This window comes from Stenotrophomonas sp. 99219_Sma (assembly GCF_056480785.1).
In genome coordinates, this window is the sequence record NZ_CM151117.1 from 3626699 (window position 1) to 3646021 (window position 19323).

Here is a 19323-nt window from a genome sequence, read left to right on the forward strand (position 1 = left end):
GGCGCGATGCAAGGTCGGCGGGGTTCGTGCCGACCAAGGTCGGCACCTACCGCTTACAACGGCTTCGGCGAGAACGTCAGGGTGGCAATCACGCCACGCTGGCCGCCGGGGCGCACGCTTACCTGCCAGCCGTACAGGTCGCACAGGCGGCTGACGATCGACAGGCCGATGCCGCCGCCCTGCGAGTGGCCGGCATGCGTGCCGCGGTAGCCACGCTGGAACAGCTTGGCCGCGTCTTCCTCGCTCAGGCCCGGGCCACTGTCGGTTACCGACACCGAGTTGGTGCCGACGAACACGCGCACCTCGCCGTCCTGCGAGTACTTCACCGCGTTGCCGATCAGGTTGCCCAGTGCCACCGACAACGCCGCCTCGGGCGCGTCGATCACCAGATTGCGCTCACCTTCCAGCAGCAGCTCCAGCGGCTTGCCACCCAGCTGCGCACGGTGTGCGTCCAGCAGCTGCTCGGCCACGCGGGCGACGTTGCTGGTGCCCTGCCCGCGCTCGTTGCGCGACAGCAGCAGCAGCGCGCCGATCAGATCGCTGCACTGCTGTTCGGCGCGCTGGATGCGCTGCAGGCGCTGCAGCACCTTCTCGTCCAGGCCGGGCCGGGTCAGCAGCAGCTCGGTGGCGCCACGGATCACTGCCAGCGGCGTACGCAGCTCATGGCTGACGTCTGCATTGAATTCACGGTCGCGCTGCACCACTTCGGTCAGCCGCGAGGAATAGTCGTCCAGCGCCTGTGCCAGCTGCCCCACTTCGTCGTCGGGGAAGCGTGGCGCCAGGGGTTCGGGGTCACTGGTGCCGCCGCGATAGGCACGCAGCCGCGCGGCCAGATCCGACACCGGCTTCATCACCTTCGAGGCCGACCACCAGCCCAGCACCAGCGACAGCACGCTGAACACCAGCACCGACAGCACCAGCGCGCGGTTGAGCTGCTTGCCGCCGCGCACGCTGTCGGTCATGTCATAGGCGAGGAAGAACCAGGCGTCGGGCGTCTTGCGCACGGCCAGCTTGTAGGAGTACGGCTCGCCGTGCTCATCGCCGCTGACGCTGTGGATGCCATCGGAGAAGCCCGCCCACTGCGCGCGCTCTTCGCGCACCCGGTCGAACTTGTCCTTCGAATAGGCATAGGCCTTGATCTGCAGCACCGGTGCGTCCGGGTTATGCCCGGGGTGCTCGTAATAGCGGCGCGCATACTCGTCGATGTTGCGGTTCATCAGCTCTTCCACCAGCTGGTTTTCCACGCGCAGGCGGGCCCAGTTGGTGGCGAACGCAAACAGTGTCGTCAGGCAGAAGCCCAACAACACGAACGAAACGATGATGCGGCTGCGCAGGCGCCGCCGATAAGGCGTGCGCCGGCGCTCCCCCTTGGTTGCCACCGAATCAGGCTTCCGGGGTGGCGATGCGGTATCCGATGCCATGGCGGGTCTGGATCAGCGGCACTTCAAACGGCTTGTCGACCACCGCGCGCAGGCCATGGATGTGCACGCGCAGGGAATCCGAATCGGGCAGTTCTTCACCCCACACACGGGTTTCCAGCTCCTGGCGGGTCACCACGGCCGGGGCCGCTTCCATCAGCGCCTGCAGGATCTTCAGTGCGGTCGGGTTGAGCTGCAGCAGCTTGCCCTGGCGGCGCACTTCCAGCGTATCCAGGTTGTATTCCAGATCGCCGGTTTCCAGCACGCGGGTCTGCACGCCCTTGCCGCGTCGCGACAGGGCGTTCAGACGCACTTCCACTTCCTGCAGCGCGAACGGCTTGATCAGGTAGTCGTCCGCGCCGGAATCGAAGCCGGCCAGCTTGTTGTCCAGCGAATCGCGGGCGGTGAGCATCAGTACCGGGGTCTGCTTGCGCGCTTCATTGCGCAACTTGCGGCAGACCTCGATGCCGTCCATGCCTGGCAGATTGAGATCCAGCACGATCGCGTCGAACTCGTGCACCACGGCCAGGTGCAGACCGGTAACCCCGTCAGCCGCGAAGTCCACGGTGTGGCCCCGGTCCTCCAGGTAGTCGCCCAGGTTGGCCGCAATGTCGCTGTTGTCTTCGATTACCAGGATTCTCACTGTCACCTCTAATTTACGAATTTGCCGATGCGCTGGGCCTGGCCCATATCACGCTGTGCCTTGTCCTTCCGCCGGGCGCGCTCGGCAACGGTAGTGCACTGCGTCGTGGACCGGTTCGAACCCGTGGCCTTTTCACGTTGGCATATTAGACGACTATCCTCACGTGCCTGTGTCAAAACCGTGTTCACGATCTGCTGGTCGTTGAAGACATCGGTTCGTACCTGTTCAGGCATGGAATCGCGGTCAGGATGCTGCTCGACGGCCGTACGCATGCGCACCAGCGCCTCGCGTACGCGGCTGCGGTCGGTCTGCTTCAGTTCGCTGTAGGTCTCGCCATCGTTGAGTTCGATTTCGATGCGCTCGATCTGCTGCTGCAGCGGCTTGCCGGGGACAAAGACCTCACCGGACTGGTTCGATGCAGAGGCGGCGGTGGCCAGGGTCAGGCCCGAGATCAGGACCGCCGACATCAGGAGGGACTTCATGACAAACGAATCCTTGTTTGAGTTGAGTGTTGACTGTATTCGCACCACCTTCACGCCAGCAAGTGCCATGCGCAGGGGCATCGGACGGCCTAGTGGTTGGTGGCAGGGTTGAAGTTGTTGAAGGTGCGCTGGTCGTTGAGCAGGGCCTTGCCCTTTTCCTCGATCCGGCGGCGCTCGGCCACGGTCAGGCAGCGGCTTTTAGGCATGTTGCTGCCGGTGGTGCGGGTGTGCTGGCAGATCTGGCGGCTGTCCTCGTGGGCGCGGACAAGAACGGTATTGATACGCTCCTGGTCGTTGAACACCTCCGCCTGGACCTGCGGCGGGAGCTCCTGAAGCGTGCGGTGGTCGCCCATGCGCTGGGTGATGCGCGCCAGTGCCTGCTGCACCTGGGCGCGGTCATCGGCGGAAATCTCGCTGTATTCGCCGTCATCGAGGGCCTTCTCAACCCGCCGGACCTGCTCGGCCACCGGGGCCTGCCCGTCCATCTGTATGGCGGTCTTCTCCGGCTTGGCGGAGACAGCACCAGACAGCCCCAGCAACAACGCGATCATCGTGATGCGGTACATCGCCAGCCTCCGGATCCATCCAGGAACGATGGGCGCCACTCTACGGCCGTCACGCCGCCTCCACAAGGGACTTCCGGCGGCATAAAAAAGACCCAGGCGGTGCCCCGCCTGGGTCTGAAGTCGTATCCCGATACCGATCCTGCTGAGAGGCAGAGCTGCGGTTCGCTGAAGGCTACGCCGGCGCCGATTAAAGGCGCGTTAAAGCCGGCCTCATTTGCCCATGAGAATTTCAAGCCATTGATTAATCATGGCTTTTTGATCTTCTCGACGTGCTCGATGATGCGCGTGGCCACATCCACCCCGCAGGCGGCTTCGATGCCCTCCAGCCCTGGCGTGGAGTTGACCTCCAGCACCAGCGGCCCACGCGCGGAGCGGATCAGGTCCACGCCACAGACCGACAAGCCCAGCGCCTTGGCCGAACGCACCGCCACCTGCTGTTCGGCGCGGCTGGCCTTGGCCGCAACCGCGGTGCCGCCGGCATGCAGGTTGGAGCGGAAGTCACCCTCCGGCGCCTGCCGCTGCATCGACGCCACCACCTGGTCACCGACCACGAAGCAGCGCAGGTCGGCGCCCTTGGCTTCGCCGATGAACTCCTGCATCAGGAAGTTGGCGTACAGGCCCCGCAGGGCCTCGACGATGCCACGCGAAGCGCTGGCCTTCTCGGTGAGGATCACGCCCCGTCCCTGGGTGCCCTCGTTGAGCTTCACCACGTGCGGCGGCGGGCCGAGCATGGACAGCAGGTCGACGGTGTCATCGGGGTTGTCGCCGAACACGGTGACCGGCATGTCGATGCCCTTGGCTGCCAGCAACTGGTGCGCGCGCAGCTTGTCGCGCGAACGCAGGATCGCATCGGACGGGTTGGGAGTGCGCGCGCCCATCAGCTCGAACTGGCGCAGCACGGCGGTGCCATAGCGGGTGATCGAGGCGCCGATGCGCGGGATGACCATGTCCACGCCGGTCATCGGCCGGCCCTTGTAGTGCATCGAAAAACCATCGGCGGCGATGCGCATGTAGCAGCGCAGCGGGTCGAGGATGCGAACGGTGTGGCCGCGCGCGCGGGCCGCCTCGACCAGCCGGCGGGTGGAGTACAGGGAGCTGTTGCGGGACAGGATGGCGAGCTTCATCGCGGCAGGATCGGACGGCAGGCGCGCAGCATAGCGCGGGCGTGTGGCGGGCGGATGATGCCCTGCAGGCCGCCGTATCTGCGTGCCTGCCGAGGCTGTGCGAAGATGGCTGTTGCCGGCTACAGGACAGGACACGGTCGGCTTACACAACCCAAGGAGAACCACAGATGCGAATGGGAATTCCGCTGTTGTTGCTGTTTGGCCTGATGGGGAGCGCCGCACACGTACAGGCTGCGCCCACCCACGCAGTCTCCCGGCTCTACTTCGATGCCAACAACACCCTGATCGGCCAAGGCCTGCGCTACTGCACGGGCAAGACACAGCACCAGGGCGTTGCCTCACACGCCAATACCCGCTGGATCGATGTTTCCTACGCCTGCCAGGGCGACTCGACCGACGTTTCCTATGGCAGCTGGGTGCCTGCACAACTGCGGCAGGACTTCTGCACGCTGTATGACGCCTGCACGTCACTGATGCCGTGGCCGGAACCCGGCCTGCCCGGCACCCTCGGCAACGGCTTCTACTCAGACTGACAGCCGGTAGTCGCCGCACTGTCTCCGGCGATGGCAGCACCGTCGCCGGAGACCCCACCCACTATACCCCGGAGACTTCATGCCGTTGACGATCCTTCCGCGTTTCTCCGAAGTGGATGTACTCGGCCACGTCACCAACACCGCCCTGCCCGTCTGGTTCGAGGAAGGTCGCCAGGAGATCTTCCGCCATTTCAGCCGCGAGGCCAGCATGCGCGACCTGACGCTGATCCTGCGCCGCTACGAAATCGACTTCCTGCAGCAGATACAGCCGGGACACGAAGTGCGCATCGAGACCCGCATCGAAAACATCGGCCGCTCCTCGCTGTCGATCGTGCAGCAGGCGTTCCAGTTCGAGGCCCTGGTGGCCAGCGGGCGCTGCGTGATGGTGCATTTCGACTACACAACCAACGCCTCGCGCGCCATCGATGCAGAGCAGCGCCGGGCATTGTCAGGGCTGTTTACCGAGGAGTATGCGCAACAGGTGCAGGCGGCAGGCGCATGAGCCATACGGAAGGCCGGTCATCCGCACCCGGTACTGCCCGCAGCCCATTTCTTCAGCTTTTCCAGCACTTTCCCGGCCTGCATCGACGACGCATGCCGGAACCTCCTTGTTTGCTTCGACGCAGTCTAACCTGTGACTGAGGGCCGCTGATCCGCGCGGGGCAGGCGCAGCGAGAAGCCCCCATCGCGGACACGCACGGCCAATGCGGTTTCCCGCCATTCCACAGGCAGCGCCAATGCCGTATATGGCGTGGGGATGCGTGTGATCGCCTCGAACGTCCAGTGTTCCTCATAGGCTTCGCAGCGAAGCGTTCCGTCATCGCCGACCGCGATGACATCGATCCAGGCCCCACTCCGGGTCTTGCCAGTGCCGCCCATCGCACGGCGGCCAATGGCCTGCCAACCCCCCTGCCAGTGGACGAGCCATACGCCCTCGATGGGACGCAGATCCCCATCAAGCACGCTTCCCGCCACCACCACGCATCGACCGGACGGGCTGGCAATGACCGTCTCCAGATCGCAGGCGTGACGGTCACTGGGCTCGCCATCAAGACAGAGCGCGTACGGGCAGATGCGCGCGAACAAGGTCGGATGCGCAGTCAGGCGCAGGTCATCGGGAAGCAGCGGGATGGCCTGCAGCACCCGGGCATCAGGCAGGACATGCCGCAACACCGGCGGCACCCCGGCGGCCAGCGCCGGATGCTCCTGTTCCAGCCATAGACCCCGGCAGGGGCGCAGCGTGGTCGATCGACTGGGAATATCCCGCAACCACATCGCGGCTTCGGCATCCCCGCCAAGCTGCCGGCGCTCGTGCAGCTCCTGCCAGAACAGGCTGGGAACAATCGCCAGCAGGTGCATCACCCTCTTGTCCGCTTCGTCGTAGACGATCACCGCTTCGCTGCGATCACTGTAGCCACTGGCCACACGCAGCGCGCTGCCCGCCAGCGCCAGCCACTCGCCGCTGGCATCGTGGCTGCCTGCGGTGGATACGCCCTCGACAATGGCGCCATCGCGCAGCATCAGGGTGCCGTAGGCCGGCCCGCCCATGCCCAGCTCGCCCCAATCCAACAGCACATCATGCGTGGGCGGCCGGGGGGCGAAGGGCAGCTTCGCCCGCGAGCGCAGCAGTGCGCCCCCTACGGCATCGCCGACCAGATCGAAGTGCTGCAGCACGCCGCCCAGGGCAAGGCATGCGGCCAGGCCAACGACCACACTCCAAGGCGACCACCACACCACGCAGATCGCTACCCATATCAGGAACGGCAGCCACTGGGTGAAACGGCGGAGGGCGATTCGATCAACGGTCATGCAGGCTGGGTGGCGGCGACTGTGCACCATTCAAACCTTCAACGCTGTGCCAGGCAATGGGGTTCGAACCGGCAATGCCGCTAGACTCTCGCTGATGATGGAATCGATGACTGCCGCGAATCACCGGAATCTGCTGCAGGACATGCTGCCGCGATGGAGAGCACTGGCCAAGGCCCCGGGCCAGCCGCGCCGCACGCTTCGCCTGCCGGATTGGCAGGCGGACTGGAACGCAGGCATGGCCTTGCTTGCACGCCATGCGCGCAATGGCGGTGAATCTGTGGAGGAACCGCTGCAGGGACATGCGGCCCTGGAGCATGCCTACGGCTGGGAGACGGTTGCACAGACCGGCAGCAACCTGCTGCTGAAAGGCGTTGACCGCGGCTTCGCCCCCACGGCGTTGCAGCAGATGCATGCCGACGTAGCAGATCTCTGGCTCGAGCATGCGCATTTGCTGGCCCTTGCCCGGGACAGCCTGCAACAGCAAGGCCACGACATCGCGCTGGCTGCGTCGTTGCAATCGCGTACAACGCAGCACTACGAATACGCACTGCAGCTGTTGTCACTGGGCGTGCTGCTGGATGCGCAGGAACGCCTGCCGGCGCTGGTGGAGAAGGTGCTCTGTTTCGACACCGACCGCGTGCTGGACTACCTCAGCGCGCCGGCGCTGGGCCTGGTGGAAGCCAGTGATGAGGTCTTTCATCCGCGACCGTTCGCCGAGCTGTTCGCGCCGCTGCGCGACGGTGAAGCGTTCGACCCTTCACTGCTGGCCGGCTACCTGCAGGTGCAGTACCGCGACTTCTTCCTGCTGCCGCCAAAGGCTCAAAAGCGGACCCGGCGCCTGATCGGGCCGAACGCGTGGGGCTACTGGGCATTTGAAGTGGCTGCGCTGGTGGTGCTGTATGGCGGTGACGACGCCACGCTACGCACCTGCCCCCACTACCCTTCCGACCTGGTGGACTTCGCCCGGCGTTGAGTCAGGCACCCGGCAGGCCGGAAACACCGCCGAATCGATTCTCTTCCTCGTTGCCCGGCAGAAGCATGACCGGGAAGAGGACGAACACACCCAACGGGATGAAGGCGATCACGACGTACCAGCCGGACTCGTCGATGTCGTGCAGTCGTCGAACGGCCAGGGCCAGCATGGGCGGAAGGAGGACGATGACCGCGCAGACCGTCATGACCCACCCCAGCGTCCGGAATGGCTCGAAGGCCTCCCCATCGAGCAGCACGGTGCCCGTCAGCCAGTATCCGCCGTCCATCAAGGTGTAGCCCACTGCCACCACAAGGGCAGCAGACAGGGAGTACGACCAGAACTCCTTCCGGTTGGATCGCCCTGAAAAATCAAAGCAACGCCTGAGGGGCAAAAGTGCGGGGATCATTCGCGCTCCGGGCAGCGGACGATGGGAGGCAAGGGTTAACGATCTTTTAGCATCCCCAAGCCCAGCACCAACTGAACCCTGCGGCCCAGCGGGCCCGGCAGACAGCGGAGGTTGCAGGAGCCCGCCGCGGCAGCCGCGCAGCCAGAGACGCAGCGCGAACTACCGCACATTTCCATAGACGTGGGCATTCTGAATCGGATCACTGGCTTGCAGCACTGGCGGATTGGTCGAATTCCAGTTTTCCAGAATGGCGCCTCTGCTAGCGTCACGACTCACTCATGGATTCGAGGTTTTGAATGGCTGCGATTTCTTTTCCGCTGATGCTGGCACTGCTTTCCACCCAGGCCCCGATGGCCGCAAACGCGGAAGGTGACTACACCAGAGCCGCGGGGGCTTCGATCGGGCCTGGCATCTGCGACCCCGGCATGGACATGCTGCCGAACGGCGGAGGGGTGGTGATCCGGCGCTGCGGCACGAATGGAACGGTCGCTGGCGTTGGCAGCAATATCGATGCTGCGACGGCCAACGCCAATGGCTTCCTTGCCGTCGCCGAGGAAGGACCCGTCTGCAGTGTCTTCGCACGCGATCCCTATGTCAGCATCCCGGCACCGGGTGTTGGCATCAAAGCGGAATGCAGTTCCACACCGCTTTCCGCCTATGGCATGACGACCACCACTGCGGGACAGAACGTACTTGAGCTGGCCATCAACCTGGCGGCGACGCAGGCCTGGTGCAATGTCGACTACTACTATGGGTCGGCGCATGGCTATAAGTATCCCTACACCTGCAACCGCCCGGGCCAGTCCTGGAGCGTTGCCGGTCTTGGCTCCAGCGTCGACGATTCAAACGCAATGGCAATGCGGCTTGTGAAGAAATCATCCAAGACCGGTACGCACTGCTATTTTGACAACGCCGAGTTGAATGGCGTCGTCTTCCGCGCATACCTGCACTGCAACGGATCGACCTATACCGGTTTCGGGAGTTCCGTCACTGCCGCGGCCAAGGACGCGGCTGCGCAAGCGGGCGCATAAGCCACCCGGGCTGTGGTTCGGAAGAGCCACAGCCCGACGCATTGAAGAATGAGGTTCCGGCGCCGTTGCCACACGCTGGACTGGGGTGTGGTTCAACGATTGCGCCGCGTCTGCCTGGGGTGAACACCCTGGAGACATGGAGCGGGCGATGGGAATCGAACCCACGTCAGTAGCTTGGGAAGCTACAGCTCTACCATTGAGCTACGCCCGCATTGCGGGTGAAAGTCTATGCGGAGCGGCCGGTGTTGCGCAATGGTGGCCGCCGCACCCGCCGGGCATGGCCCGGCGCTGCCGTGCAGGCATCCCAGGCACCTTGCGGTGCCCGGGATGTTGCATTCATCAGAAGCTGCCACCCACGGTGGCGAAGATCGTCGCGTCACGGGCACGCTTCTGCGCGGCCGTGGTGCTCAGGCCAACGTTGCCCTGCAGGCCGAACAGGTCCATGCGCGCACCCAGTACGGCAGTGGCGTAGTTCTTGTCGAAGTCCAGGCCCGGCACGCGGTAGCTGCCCAGTTCCGGCAGGGTCTGCAGCCACGCGCTGGCCTGCTTGGTGTCCTCGAACTCGTGGTCGTAGGTCACCTGCACGTACGGCTTGACGGTGCCGCCATCGAAGCGGGCCTGCCAGCCGATGCGGCCGACGGTCGAGTCGACGTTCTGGCGGTCGTAGCCCAGGGCGGTGGCCAGCGTGCCCGCAGCGGCGCTTTCGCTGTAACCGTCGATCTTGACCTTCTGCCAGATCACCGCAGCGATCGGGCCGTGGCGGAAGCCACCCTCGGTGCCGAACTCGTAACCGGCATTCAGTGCGGCGGTCAGGTTGCTGCCATCCGGCGAGCCACCGTGTTCGCGGGTAGCCGGGCCCAGCTGGACCTTGCGGTTCACGTCATACGACAACCAGGTGTAGCTGACCTGGCCGTTGACCCAGACGCGGTCGCCATACCAGGCAGCGAACAGGCCGGCGGTGGTGTCCTTCTGGGTGAAGTCGCCACGGCTGTTGCCGAAGTCGGCACTCATGCGACCGAAGCCGGCGAAGCCGCCGACCACCACGCCGTTGCGTGCCCAGTCGACACCAAACAGGCCGGCCGGCGCCACGCCGTCGTACAGGTCGGCGTGGTCATAGCGCTGCAGGTCACCGCGCACGCCACCCCACCACGACAGGCCATCGGCCGGACGGGCGCCGAGGTGGTTGCTGACCTGGTCGGCACGCGAACGGCCGACGGTCTGTGCCGAGTGGCTCAGCACCTGCTGCAGGCGCGGAGCCTCCAGCACCGAGACGGCGTACTGGCCCAGCAGCTGGTGACCGGTAACGGTGGGATGCACGCCATCGGCGAACAGATAGGTCTGGTACGCATCGGGGCTGACGTAGGTGGTCGGGTTGCAGCCGATGATGCTGCCCGTGGTGTTGGCCGGGTTGATCTTGCAGGCGGTGCCGGTGACGTTGGTGAAGCCGTACATGCCCGGGTTGGCGGTCACTTCACGCAGGATGCTGAAGGTATCGAGCGGAATGAACTCGATGCCCGCCTGCTTCAGGCCGCCATACAGCGCCTTGTTGTAGCCGACCGACATGGCGGTGGCGGCTGCTGCATTGGGGCCGCGGAACTGCGGGGTGATGCCCACGTCCGGCAGGTTCGGCACCAGCACGTACTGGGCACCGGCCTGCTTCAGGGCACCGACCAGCGCGATCTGGTCGGTGACCGCCGCACCGATGATGCCCTGCACCTGGGCCGGCGGCGCACCCGCACCGGCAGCGCCGGCGGCGGCAAACAGGTCGTTTGCGCCACCCCAGACGGTATACAGGGCGTTACGGTCAGCCTTGCCACCGTTTGCCGCCAGGTAGCGGGCCGCCTGCGACTTCAACGAAGGGATCGCGCCGAGGGCACCACTGCCTTCGACCGACACGCGGGCCCCGCCGACAGCATAGTTGTCGCCGTTCTGGCCGTTGCCGTTGGGGTCCTTGTTAAGGCCGTAGTAGTTGGCGACCTGCTGCGACCACACCCAGCCCGGGTTGGTGGTGAACTGGCCGGAGAGCCCCTGCGTGGCCTCGGGCAGCAGCGGGCGGAAGTAGCCGGCGTCGGTGAGGCTGTCACCGAAGAACACCGCCTTGGAGTACGGATTTTCGCCTGCCATGGCCGGCAGCGCGGCCAGTGCGATCGCAGCCGCCATGAGGGAGCGGATCGGGTGTTTGCTGAGCTGCATCTAGGAACTCCTGTGGGGTAAACAAGTTGGAATCCGGCGCACGTACGCCGGCGCACGGTCAATGGTTTCACCGCGCCGCCGTTTGCTCACGCTGCGCCGCCGCATGGATTGTCGCCTGACCACGCCGAAACCTGCTGTGCCGGAGCTGGCGCCCGGTTCAAATTACAAACGTTCCGATCCCGACGGGCTATCAGCGACAATGCAGGGATGAACATCCAGCTCAACGGCGAACCCCGCACCCTGCCCGCCTCGGCGACCCTCCACGACCTGCTTGAGGCCGAGCAGCTGCTGCAGCGCCGGGTGGCGGTGGAGGTCAACGGCGAGATCGTCAGCCGCAGCCGCCATGGCGAGCATGTCCTGGTTGAAGGCGACGTGGTGGAGATCGTGCACGCGCTGGGCGGGGGCTGAGGCCATCCCGGGTAGTGCCGGCCGCTGGCCGGCAATCCGACGCCGTCAGGCACCCTGCATCTGCCGGCCAGCGGCCGGCACTACCTTTACCCTTCTGCTGGCTGCACGCCATTGCGTGATCCCATCTTCAGGCGGATAAGCGATAATCGCGCCATGAACGTTCATGTCTCCCCCGATTCGCTGGTGATCGCCGGCAAGACCTATGGCTCGCGGCTGCTCACCGGCACCGGCAAGTTCAAGGATCTGGAAGAAACCCGCCTGGCCACCGAGGCTGCAGGCGCCCAGATCGTCACCGTGGCCATCCGCCGCACCAACATCGGGCAGAACCCGGGCGAGCCGAACCTGCTCGACGTGCTGCCGCCGGAGCGCTACACCATCCTGCCCAACACCGCCGGCTGCTACACCGCCGAAGACGCGGTGCGCACCTGCCGGCTGGCGCGCGAACTGCTGGACGGCCACAACCTGACCAAGCTGGAAGTGCTGGGCGACCAGAAGTCGCTGTACCCGGACGTGGTGCAGACCCTCAAGGCCGCCGAACAGCTGGTCAAGGACGGCTTCGAAGTGATGGTCTACACCTCCGACGACCCGATCCTGGCCAAGCGCCTGGAAGAGATCGGCTGCGCTGCAGTGATGCCGCTGGCTGCGCCGATCGGTTCGGGCCTGGGCATCCAGAACAAGTACAACCTGCTGCAGATCATCGAAGACGCCAAGGTGCCGATCATCGTCGACGCCGGCGTGGGCACCGCGTCGGATGCGGCGATCGCGATGGAGCTGGGCTGCGACGGCGTGCTGATGAACACCGCCATTGCCGGTGCGCGCAGCCCGGTGCTGATGGCCAGTGCGATGCGCAAGGCGGTCGAGGCCGGCCGCGAGGCCTTCCTGGCCGGGCGCATCCCGCGCAAGCGCTACGCCAGCGCCTCCTCCCCGGTGGATGGGTTGATCGGCTGATGACCAATCCCTTCGACAGCGCCGGTTCCAAGGCCCCGCCCAAGCCCTTCACCGTGAGCGAGGGCCGCCGCGAGGTCCGCAGCTTCGTGTTGCGCCAGGGCCGCTTCACGCCTGCCCAGCAGCGCGCGTTCGACGAACGCTGGCCGCGCTTCGGCATCGACTACAACGGCCAGCCGCGTGATCTGGACGCCACCTTCGGCCGCCCGGCGCACAAGGTGCTGGAAATCGGCTTCGGCAATGGCGCGGCCATGCGCTTTGCCGCCCAACACGATCCGTCGCGCGACTACATCGGCATCGAAGTGCATGCGCCCGGCGTGGGCCGGCTGCTGAACGCGCTGGCCGACGACAACGCCGACCACGTGCGCCTGTACCACCACGATGCGGTGGAAGTGCTGCAGAACGAGATCGCCGATGGCGCGCTGGATGAAGTGCGCATCTACTTCCCGGACCCGTGGCACAAGAAGCGCCACAACAAGCGCCGCCTGCTGCAGCCGGCGTTCGCCGAACTGATCGTGCGCAAGCTGCGCCCGGGCGGCCGCCTGCACTGCGCCACCGACTGGGAAGACTACGCCGAGCAGATGTGGGACGTGCTCGACGCCACCGCTGGCCTGGTCAACCGCGCCGGCCCGCGTGGCAGCGTGCCTCGCCCCGACTGGCGGCCGCAGACCCACTTCGAGACCCGCGGCCAGAAGCTCGGCCATGGCGTCTGGGACCTGTTGTACGACCGCACCTGATGATCGCCTGAGGACGCTGCGCCCCACATGGATACCGCGCTGACGCTGACCACTGACATGAAGCTCGTGCTCGGGCTGGTCGGCTTCACGATGGCGATGTTCCTGTTCGAGCGCATCCGCGCCGACGTGGTTGCGCTGGTGGTGCTGGTGGTACTGGGCGTGACCGGCCTGATCGCACCAGAGGAGATCTTCGGCGGTTTCTCCGGTAACGCGGTGATGAGCATCATCGCCACCACCATCCTCGGCGCCGGCTTGGACCGCACCGGGGCGCTGAACCGGCTGGCCGCCTGGCTGCTGCGCCGTGGCCATGGCGTCGAGCAACGGCTGCTGATGATGACCACGGCCATCGCCGGCCTGAACTCGTCCTTCATGCAGAACCCGTCGGTGATGGCGCTGTACCTGCCGGTCGCCTCGCGGCTGGCGGCGCGCACGGGCCTGACCATGCAGCGGCTGCTGCTGCCGATTTCGGCGGCGATCGTGATGGGTGGCGCGCTGACCATGGTCGGCAACTCGCCACTGATCCTGCTGAACGATCTGCTGGCCTCGGCCAACAACAACCTGCCCTCGGGCCTGGCCACCATCGAACCACTGCGCATGTTCGCGCCGCTGCCGATCGGCGTGGCGCTGCTGATCGCTTCGCTGCTGTACTTCCGCTACTACGGCGACCGCAAGCTGGTGGAAGAGGAAAGCCTGGTCAACGACGGGGTCACTCCGGCGCGCACCGAAAGCTACTTCGCCAAGACCTATGGCATCGAAGGCGATGTGTTCGAGCTGGTGGTCAGCGCTGAAAGCCCGCTGGTCGGCATGACGCTGGGCGAGGCCGAGAACCTGCATGACGCGCCGCTGCTGCTGGCCCTGAAAACCGGCAACGACACCCGCCTGGCGCCACCGGCGGAAATGCGCATCTGGGTCGGCAGCGTACTGGGGGCGATGGGCCCGCGCGAGCAGATCCACGATTTCGCGCAGAACCAGTTCCTGCGCATGTCCTCGCGCCTGAAGCACCTGGGCGACCTGTTCAATCCCAGCCGCGCCGGCATCTCCGAGGCGGTGGTGCCGCCTACCTCGAACGTGATCGGCAAGAGCGCGGCCGATCTGCGCCTGCGCAAGGAGCGCGGCATCAGCCTGCTGGCGATCAACCGCGACAAGCAGGTGATCCGCGAGGACGTGCGCGACGTGCAGCTGCGCGCCGGCGATATGCTGGTCTTCCACAGCATCTGGACCGACCTGGCGCAGGCCGCCCGCAGCCGTGACTTCGTGGTGGTGACCGACTACCCGACCGGCGAGCAGCGCCCGCACAAGTTCAAGATCGCCATGGCGATCTTCGCCTTGACCATCCTGATCGCGCTGACCAGCAAGCTGCCGGTGGCGCTGACGCTGATGACCGGCGTGGCCGGCATGCTGCTGACCGGCGTGCTGCGCATGGACGAGGCCTACGCCTCGATCAACTGGAAGACGGTGTTCATGATGGCCGGGCTGATCCCGCTCGGCTGGGCGATGGATTCCAGTGGCGCGGCGGCATGGGTGGCCGGCCATACCATCGACAAGCTACCCACCGGTATTCCGGTATGGGTACTGGAGGTGGCGCTGGCGCTGCTGACCACGGCGTTCTCGCTGGTCATCAGCCATGTGGGCGCCACCATCGTGATGGTGCCCATTGCGGTGAACCTTGCGCTGGCGGCGGGCGGCAACCCGACGGCATTCGCGCTGATCGTGGCGCTGTCGGCGTCCAACAATCTGATGACGGCCTCCAACCCGGTGATTTCGATGATCACCGGCCCGGCCAACTACACCCCGCGCGAGATGTGGCGGGTCGGCGGCCCGCTGTCGCTGATCTACACCTGCGTGGTGGTGCTGATGATCAACCTGATGTTCTGAGGGTTGGGTTTGTTGGCAGGGCTGCGCCCTGCACCCGCAGAGGCCGAAGCAACGGCAACGGCAAAAGCGTGCATTTCGTGGGATGGCGGGGTGGGTCCGGTTGCGGGGGACGCTGCAAGTACGTCCCTGTAAGCTCGGTCGCCGCTTGCTCGTGTGCGCTTTCCTGCGCACACGGCAAGACCGGGGTTGGGCTTCCTGCCCAACCCGCCCGAGGCATGCCTCGGGCCCATGCGGCTCACGCCCCCGCAACCGGACCCACCCCGCCTTCGACAGATTTCTGCGATCTGTCGGAACGGCGTCGTGCACCGCTTTAGTAGGTGTCGACCTTGGTCGACACGGTAGATCCACGCCATGCGTGGATGGATCTCTGGATATCTGTTGATCCGGTGGGTGCGGACCGTTGGTCCGCACACCGATAGGTCAGGCCAGGTAGATTTGCCCGTCGCGCACATCCACCGGCACGGCGCGCAGGCGGTCGCCCTTGCAGGGGCCGGCGATGCAGTCGCCGCTGTCCAGCGCGAACGAGGCGCCGTGGGCGGCGCACACCAGGTGGCCTTCGCGGCTCTTCAGGAACTGGCCCGGCGCCCAGTCCAGGCGACGGCCGGCGTGCGGGCAGATGTTCAGGAACGCACGCACCTGCGCGCCGTCGCGGTACAGCACCAGCGATTCGGCATCGCCATCAACCACCGCTTCGACCTCGGCAAACGCGCCATCGGCAATGGCATCAAGGGCGATCAGGGCAGCGGCGGCAGTCATGGCGAAGGCTCGGACAGTAAACGCGCATTGTCGCACGCCCGCTCAGGTGACTGGCTGCAACATGAACACAAGTCATTGATTCGTAATAAGCACAGGCTATATTTAACGAGTTTTTCACTCAATGACAGTGGCACCTCCCGATACTCTGGTTTCGCTGATCCCAGCCTATCGAGCCGTCATGTTCAATCGCGCATCCGCCTTCAACCAGTTCCGCACCCTGTTCGCGCCGCGCAAGCCGCGTCACCCGCTGGTGCGCGTGGCCGTGGGCCTGCTTGGCCTGGCGATCCTGGCCGCGATGGTGTTCATCGGCGTATTCGTCGGTGCGGCAATGATCCTGGTCGGCCTGGCGTGGAAGCTGCTGGCCTCGCGCAAGCCGGGCGTTGCCCGTCCGGTCGATCCGACCGTGGTCGAAGGCGAGTACCGCGTGGTGCGCAAGCCGGTGCTGCCGGCCTCGCGTTGATCCACGCCCTCCGCGCCCGCTGACGGCGGGCGCCATGCGTTCTAGACTGCGGGCACGCCCTTCCTGGATGCCCGCATGTCCGATGTCTCCGATGTGATCCCTGCCGTAGCCCTGCCGCGTGTGCCGGTAGCCGGTGGCGGCAGCTTCCCCGTGCACCGTATCTACTGCGTCGGCCGCAACTTCGCCGACCATGCCCGCGAAATGGGCGCAGCAGTGCCGGCGGCCGACGATCGCGGCCGTCCGATGTTCTTCAGCAAGCCGGCCGATGCGATCGTGGTCGGCCACGACGATGCCATCCCCTATCCCCCGGCAACCGCCAACCTGCACCACGAAGTGGAGCTGGTGGTGGCGATCGGCCGTGATGCGCCAGCCGGCGAACTGGCCGTGGCCGATGCCGATGCTCTGGTCTACGGCTATGCCGTCGGACTGGATCTGACCCGCCGCGACCTGCAGGCCGCCGCCAAGGACAAGGGCCATCCGTGGGATGCAGCCAAGGGCTTCGATGCCTCGGCACCGATCAGCGAGATTGTCCATGCCGCTGAAGTGGGCGACCTGGCCGCGCTGAACCTGTCGCTGGAGGTCAACGGCGAAGTGCGCCAGCAGGCGCTGCTGGACCAGATGATCTGGAACGTGCCGGAGATTCTGCATGAGCTGTCCAAGCTGTGGCAGCTGCGTGCCGGCGACCTGGTGTTCATGGGTACCCCGTCCGGAGTGGCCGCGCTGAAGCCCGGCGACCGCTTCAGTGCCCGCCTGGAAAACGTGGCCGAGCGCCACGGCGTGATCGCCGGCTGACATCACCTGCGCTACCCTGCGCGCTGTCCACTTCCCCCACCGGAGAAAAACAACAATGGGAATGCTCACCGAGTTCAAGGAATTCGCGATGCGCGGCAACGTCATCGACCTCGCCGTCGGCGTGGTGATCGGCGCGGCCTTCGGCAAGATCGTGACCGCACTGGTCGAGAAGATCATCATGCCGCCGCTGGGCATGCTGATCGGCAAGGTGGATTTCTCGCAGCTGGCCTGGACGTTGTCACCGGCCAGCATCGGTGCCGACGGCAAGGAAATCCCGGCCGTGGTGATCGGCTACGGCGACTTCATCAATACGCTGATCCAGTTCGTGATCGTGGCCTTCGCCATCTTCCTGGTGGTCAAGACGATCAACCGCCTGTCGCGCAAGCAGGAAGCCGCCCCGGCCGCACCGGCCGAGGAAGTGGTGCTGCTGCGCGAGATCCGCGACAGCCTGAAGAAGTAAGGGTGCTGGGCGCCGACTGGCGCCCCACCCATCTGTAGAGTCGAGCCATGCTCGACTGGGCGAAATGAAGCAGTCGAGCATGGCTCGACTCTACATAAGCATGTGAAAGCCCCGCCCTGGCGGGGCTTTCGCTTTGCCGGTCATGGCGGAAAACAGCGTTCGCGCCAGCCATGACCTCCCGCCCATGCGCCGGGCTGAACGACTGTTAAGCTCCAAGGCTTGGTCCCTTCCCGGAGCTGTCCATGCGTCGCCGCGTCCTTGCCATCGCATCCTCCCTCGCCCTGCTGGCCGCCCCGGCCTTCGCGGCGCCGCACACCACCACCCTGCCCCCGGCGTCGCTGGCCACCGCCGCGCAGCTGCGCGACCAGGCGCTGGCCGATGACACCGGCTGGAAAGTGGTTGAATCGCTCACCACCGAAATCGGCCCGCGCATCGCCGGCAGCGAGGCCGACGCCCGCGCCGTGGCCTGGGCCGAAGCCAAGTTCAAGGCCCTCGGCTTCGACAAGGTGTGGAAGGAACCGGTGACGTTCCCGAAGTGGGAGCGCCGCAGTGAACACGCCGCGGTGACCGGCAGGAACCCGCAGCCGCTGCAGATCACGGCGCTGGGTGGCAGCCCGGGCGGCACCGTTGAAGCCGAAGTGGTCCGCTTCGCCGACCTGGCCGCACTGCAGGCCGCACCGGCCGGTTCGCTGAAGGGCAAGATCGCGTTCGTCGATTACCAGATGCTGCCGTTCCGCGATGGCCGCGACTATGGCCGTGGTGGCGCGATCCGCAGCAAGGGCCCGTCCGAAGCAATTCGCAAGGGCGCGGTCGGTTTCCTGATGCGCTCGGCCGGTACCGACTCGCATCGCGTGCCGCACACCGGCATCACCCGCTTCGACGACGGCCTGACCCCGGTGCCGTCTGCAGCACTGTCGGTGCCCGACGCCGACCAGCTGGCCCGCCTGCTGGCACGTGGCAGCACCACGGTGAAGGTGGCGCTGGACTGCGGTTGGGATGGCACCGCCACCTCGTACAACGTGATCGGTGAGATCACCGGCCGCAGCCTGCCGAAGGAAGTGGTGGTGATCGGCGGCCACCTGGATTCCTGGGATCTGGGCACCGGCGCGGTGGATGACGGCGCAGGCGTGGGCATCACCATGGCTGCGGGCCATCTGATCGGCCAGCTCAAGCAGGCGCCGAAGCGCACCATCCGCGTGATCGCGTTCGCCAACGAAGAACAGGGCCTGTATGGCGGCAAGGCCTACGCCGAGGCGCATGCCAAGGACGTGGCCCTGCACCAGCTGGCGGCCGAGAGTGACTTCGGTGCCGGCCGCATCTATGCCTTCAATACCGGTTCGCCGAACCCGGAAGGCTCGCGCGAAGCGACGAAGCAGATTGCCGAAGTGATGAAGCCGCTGGGCATCGAGTACCAGGCCGACAAGGGTGGCCCGGGCCCGGACGTCGGCCCGTTGGCCGCCAAGGGTGGCGCGTGGGCATGGCTGGCGCAGGACGGCTCGGACTACTTCCACCTGCACCACACCGCCGACGACACGCTGGACAAGATCGACCCGAAGGCGCTGGCGCAGAACGTGGCCGCGTACACCGTGTTCGCGTACCTGGCCGCGGAAGCCGATGGCAGCTTCGGCAGCGAGGCCAAGGCGACCACGCCGCCGAACGAATGATGCGGTAGCGCCGGGCCATGCCCGGCGAAAGCAGCGGGAAGAGCGGTG

At 65.9% G+C, this 19323-nt stretch carries 21 protein-coding genes and 1 tRNA gene; 12 read left to right on the top strand and 10 right to left on the bottom strand.

What is annotated here, in order from left to right; translation table 11 throughout:
- Nucleotides 1–53 precede the first annotated feature (53 nt).
- The 5 genes from ACZK13_RS16590 to rimK all read right to left on the bottom strand — a co-directional run bounded on the left by ACZK13_RS16590 (nt 54) and on the right by rimK (nt 4233).
- A complete protein-coding gene (locus tag ACZK13_RS16590) occupies nt 54–1421 on the bottom strand; it encodes a sensor histidine kinase (RefSeq protein WP_032128829.1) in 1368 nt (455 codons plus the stop codon).
- Nucleotides 1384–2061: a response regulator transcription factor gene (locus ACZK13_RS16595; protein WP_005410804.1), complete on the bottom strand. Its 678-nt coding sequence runs from the start codon at nt 2059–2061 to the stop codon at nt 1384–1386. Before ACZK13_RS16595 ends, ACZK13_RS16590 begins: the two co-directional genes overlap by 38 nt.
- Nucleotides 2062–2069: 8 nt before the next feature.
- Entirely contained in the window at nt 2070–2543 is a 474-nt protein-coding gene (locus ACZK13_RS16600; RefSeq protein WP_032128830.1) for a hypothetical protein, read from the bottom strand.
- A gap of 89 nt (nt 2544–2632) precedes the next feature.
- Entirely contained in the window at nt 2633–3109 is a 477-nt protein-coding gene (locus ACZK13_RS16605; RefSeq protein WP_010481495.1) for a hypothetical protein, read from the bottom strand.
- A gap of 245 nt (nt 3110–3354) precedes the next feature.
- Entirely contained in the window at nt 3355–4233 is an 879-nt protein-coding gene (rimK, locus tag ACZK13_RS16610) for a 30S ribosomal protein S6--L-glutamate ligase (protein ID WP_005418651.1), read from the bottom strand.
- Nucleotides 4234–4400: 167 nt separating this feature from the next.
- On the opposite strand from rimK, the gene ACZK13_RS16615 reads away from it, so the two are divergent.
- Together ACZK13_RS16615 and ACZK13_RS16620 are read left to right on the top strand one after the other, a co-directional pair.
- Nucleotides 4401–4766: a hypothetical protein gene (locus ACZK13_RS16615; RefSeq protein WP_223224661.1), complete on the top strand. Its 366-nt coding sequence runs from the start codon at nt 4401–4403 to the stop codon at nt 4764–4766.
- 79 nt (nt 4767–4845) lie between these two features.
- Entirely contained in the window at nt 4846–5268 is a 423-nt protein-coding gene (locus tag ACZK13_RS16620) for an acyl-CoA thioesterase (protein WP_032128832.1), read from the top strand.
- A 125-nt stretch (nt 5269–5393) separates the two neighbouring features.
- Here ACZK13_RS16620 and ACZK13_RS16625 read toward each other — a convergent pair whose 3' ends face one another.
- The gene (locus ACZK13_RS16625) at nt 5394–6575 is read right to left on the bottom strand and encodes a hypothetical protein (protein ID WP_478481954.1); all 1182 of its coding nucleotides are present in this window, start codon (nt 6573–6575) and stop codon (nt 5394–5396) included.
- Between ACZK13_RS16625 and ACZK13_RS16630 the strand changes: the two genes are divergently transcribed.
- Nucleotides 6574–7548: a PoNe immunity protein domain-containing protein gene (locus ACZK13_RS16630; RefSeq protein ID WP_478481956.1), complete on the top strand. Its 975-nt coding sequence runs from the start codon at nt 6574–6576 to the stop codon at nt 7546–7548. The two genes, ACZK13_RS16625 and ACZK13_RS16630, sit on opposite strands and share 2 nt — an antisense overlap.
- A 1-nt stretch (nt 7549) precedes the next feature.
- Here the strand turns inward: ACZK13_RS16630 and ACZK13_RS16635 are convergent, their stop codons facing one another.
- Entirely contained in the window at nt 7550–7954 is a 405-nt protein-coding gene (locus ACZK13_RS16635; protein ID WP_049425112.1) for a DUF805 domain-containing protein, read from the bottom strand.
- Nucleotides 7955–8250: 296 nt separating this feature from the next.
- Here ACZK13_RS16635 and ACZK13_RS16640 point away from each other — a divergent pair, with 296 nt between their 5' ends.
- On the top strand, nt 8251–8985 hold the full coding sequence (locus tag ACZK13_RS16640) for a hypothetical protein (RefSeq protein WP_125892726.1): 735 nt from the start codon (nt 8251–8253) through the stop codon (nt 8983–8985).
- Between the two features lie 137 nt (nt 8986–9122).
- Here ACZK13_RS16640 and ACZK13_RS16645 read toward each other — a convergent pair.
- Nucleotides 9123–9196: transfer RNA gene (locus tag ACZK13_RS16645), tRNA-Gly, on the bottom strand.
- A gap of 128 nt (nt 9197–9324) precedes the next feature.
- Complete coding sequence (locus ACZK13_RS16650; RefSeq protein WP_032128836.1) at nt 9325–11178, bottom strand: autotransporter domain-containing esterase; 1854 nt, start codon at nt 11176–11178, stop codon at nt 9325–9327.
- Nucleotides 11179–11385: 207 nt separating this feature from the next.
- Here ACZK13_RS16650 and thiS point away from each other — a divergent pair, with 207 nt between their 5' ends.
- From thiS to ACZK13_RS16670, 4 genes are all read left to right on the top strand, one after another.
- Nucleotides 11386–11586 (top strand): sulfur carrier protein ThiS, encoded by a 201-nt coding sequence (gene thiS, locus ACZK13_RS16655; RefSeq protein WP_125892724.1) that lies wholly within the window; start codon nt 11386–11388, stop codon nt 11584–11586.
- Nucleotides 11587–11739: 153 nt separating this feature from the next.
- On the top strand, nt 11740–12534 hold the full coding sequence (locus ACZK13_RS16660) for a thiazole synthase (protein ID WP_010481470.1): 795 nt from the start codon (nt 11740–11742) through the stop codon (nt 12532–12534).
- Complete coding sequence (gene trmB / locus ACZK13_RS16665) at nt 12534–13268, top strand: tRNA (guanosine(46)-N7)-methyltransferase TrmB (protein WP_006387461.1); 735 nt, start codon at nt 12534–12536, stop codon at nt 13266–13268. The genes ACZK13_RS16660 and trmB overlap by 1 nt, the downstream gene beginning before the upstream one ends.
- Nucleotides 13269–13295: 27 nt before the next feature.
- Nucleotides 13296–15143 carry an SLC13 family permease gene (locus ACZK13_RS16670; protein WP_253144033.1) on the top strand — a complete coding sequence of 616 codons (1848 nt, stop codon included), beginning with the start codon at nt 13296–13298 and terminating at the stop codon, nt 15141–15143.
- A gap of 420 nt (nt 15144–15563) precedes the next feature.
- Here ACZK13_RS16670 and ACZK13_RS16675 read toward each other — a convergent pair whose 3' ends face one another.
- Complete coding sequence (locus tag ACZK13_RS16675) at nt 15564–15899, bottom strand: Rieske (2Fe-2S) protein (protein WP_049401603.1); 336 nt, start codon at nt 15897–15899, stop codon at nt 15564–15566.
- Nucleotides 15900–16077: 178 nt separating this feature from the next.
- Here ACZK13_RS16675 and ACZK13_RS16680 point away from each other — a divergent pair, with 178 nt between their 5' ends.
- The 4 genes from ACZK13_RS16680 to ACZK13_RS16695 all read left to right on the top strand — a co-directional run bounded on the left by ACZK13_RS16680 (nt 16078) and on the right by ACZK13_RS16695 (nt 19275).
- Nucleotides 16078–16359, top strand: a complete 282-nt coding sequence (locus tag ACZK13_RS16680) for a hypothetical protein (protein WP_005410817.1) — start codon at nt 16078–16080, stop codon at nt 16357–16359.
- 75 nt (nt 16360–16434) lie between these two features.
- Nucleotides 16435–17151, top strand: coding sequence for a fumarylacetoacetate hydrolase family protein (locus ACZK13_RS16685; RefSeq protein ID WP_107432150.1), 717 nt, complete (start codon nt 16435–16437; stop codon nt 17149–17151).
- A gap of 55 nt (nt 17152–17206) precedes the next feature.
- A complete protein-coding gene (gene mscL, locus ACZK13_RS16690) occupies nt 17207–17611 on the top strand; it encodes a large-conductance mechanosensitive channel protein MscL (protein WP_032130206.1) in 405 nt (134 codons plus the stop codon).
- Between the two features lie 242 nt (nt 17612–17853).
- Nucleotides 17854–19275, top strand: coding sequence for a M28 family peptidase (locus tag ACZK13_RS16695; RefSeq protein ID WP_012481115.1), 1422 nt, complete (start codon nt 17854–17856; stop codon nt 19273–19275).
- Nucleotides 19276–19323 lie beyond the last annotated feature (48 nt).

Coding starts and splice junctions, on each gene's coding strand:
- ACZK13_RS16590 (WP_032128829.1), bottom strand. CDS start 1,421: ATGGCATCGGATACCGCATCGCCACCCCGGAAGCCTGATTCGGTGGCA.
- ACZK13_RS16600 (WP_032128830.1), bottom strand. CDS start 2,543: ATGAAGTCCCTCCTGATGTCGGCGGTCCTGATCTCGGGCCTGACCCTG.
- ACZK13_RS16605 (WP_010481495.1), bottom strand. CDS start 3,109: ATGTACCGCATCACGATGATCGCGTTGTTGCTGGGGCTGTCTGGTGCT.
- rimK (WP_005418651.1), bottom strand. CDS start 4,233: ATGAAGCTCGCCATCCTGTCCCGCAACAGCTCCCTGTACTCCACCCGC.
- ACZK13_RS16615 (WP_223224661.1), top strand. CDS start 4,401: ATGCGAATGGGAATTCCGCTGTTGTTGCTGTTTGGCCTGATGGGGAGC.
- ACZK13_RS16620 (WP_032128832.1), top strand. CDS start 4,846: ATGCCGTTGACGATCCTTCCGCGTTTCTCCGAAGTGGATGTACTCGGC.
- ACZK13_RS16630 (WP_478481956.1), top strand. CDS start 6,574: ATGCAGGCTGGGTGGCGGCGACTGTGCACCATTCAAACCTTCAACGCT.
- ACZK13_RS16625 (WP_478481954.1), bottom strand. CDS start 6,575: ATGACCGTTGATCGAATCGCCCTCCGCCGTTTCACCCAGTGGCTGCCG.
- ACZK13_RS16635 (WP_049425112.1), bottom strand. CDS start 7,954: ATGATCCCCGCACTTTTGCCCCTCAGGCGTTGCTTTGATTTTTCAGGG.
- ACZK13_RS16640 (WP_125892726.1), top strand. CDS start 8,251: ATGGCTGCGATTTCTTTTCCGCTGATGCTGGCACTGCTTTCCACCCAG.
- ACZK13_RS16650 (WP_032128836.1), bottom strand. CDS start 11,178: ATGCAGCTCAGCAAACACCCGATCCGCTCCCTCATGGCGGCTGCGATC.
- thiS (WP_125892724.1), top strand. CDS start 11,386: ATGAACATCCAGCTCAACGGCGAACCCCGCACCCTGCCCGCCTCGGCG.
- ACZK13_RS16660 (WP_010481470.1), top strand. CDS start 11,740: ATGAACGTTCATGTCTCCCCCGATTCGCTGGTGATCGCCGGCAAGACC.
- trmB (WP_006387461.1), top strand. CDS start 12,534: ATGACCAATCCCTTCGACAGCGCCGGTTCCAAGGCCCCGCCCAAGCCC.
- ACZK13_RS16670 (WP_253144033.1), top strand. CDS start 13,296: ATGGATACCGCGCTGACGCTGACCACTGACATGAAGCTCGTGCTCGGG.
- ACZK13_RS16675 (WP_049401603.1), bottom strand. CDS start 15,899: ATGACTGCCGCCGCTGCCCTGATCGCCCTTGATGCCATTGCCGATGGC.
- ACZK13_RS16680 (WP_005410817.1), top strand. CDS start 16,078: ATGTTCAATCGCGCATCCGCCTTCAACCAGTTCCGCACCCTGTTCGCG.
- ACZK13_RS16685 (WP_107432150.1), top strand. CDS start 16,435: ATGTCCGATGTCTCCGATGTGATCCCTGCCGTAGCCCTGCCGCGTGTG.
- mscL (WP_032130206.1), top strand. CDS start 17,207: ATGGGAATGCTCACCGAGTTCAAGGAATTCGCGATGCGCGGCAACGTC.
- ACZK13_RS16695 (WP_012481115.1), top strand. CDS start 17,854: ATGCGTCGCCGCGTCCTTGCCATCGCATCCTCCCTCGCCCTGCTGGCC.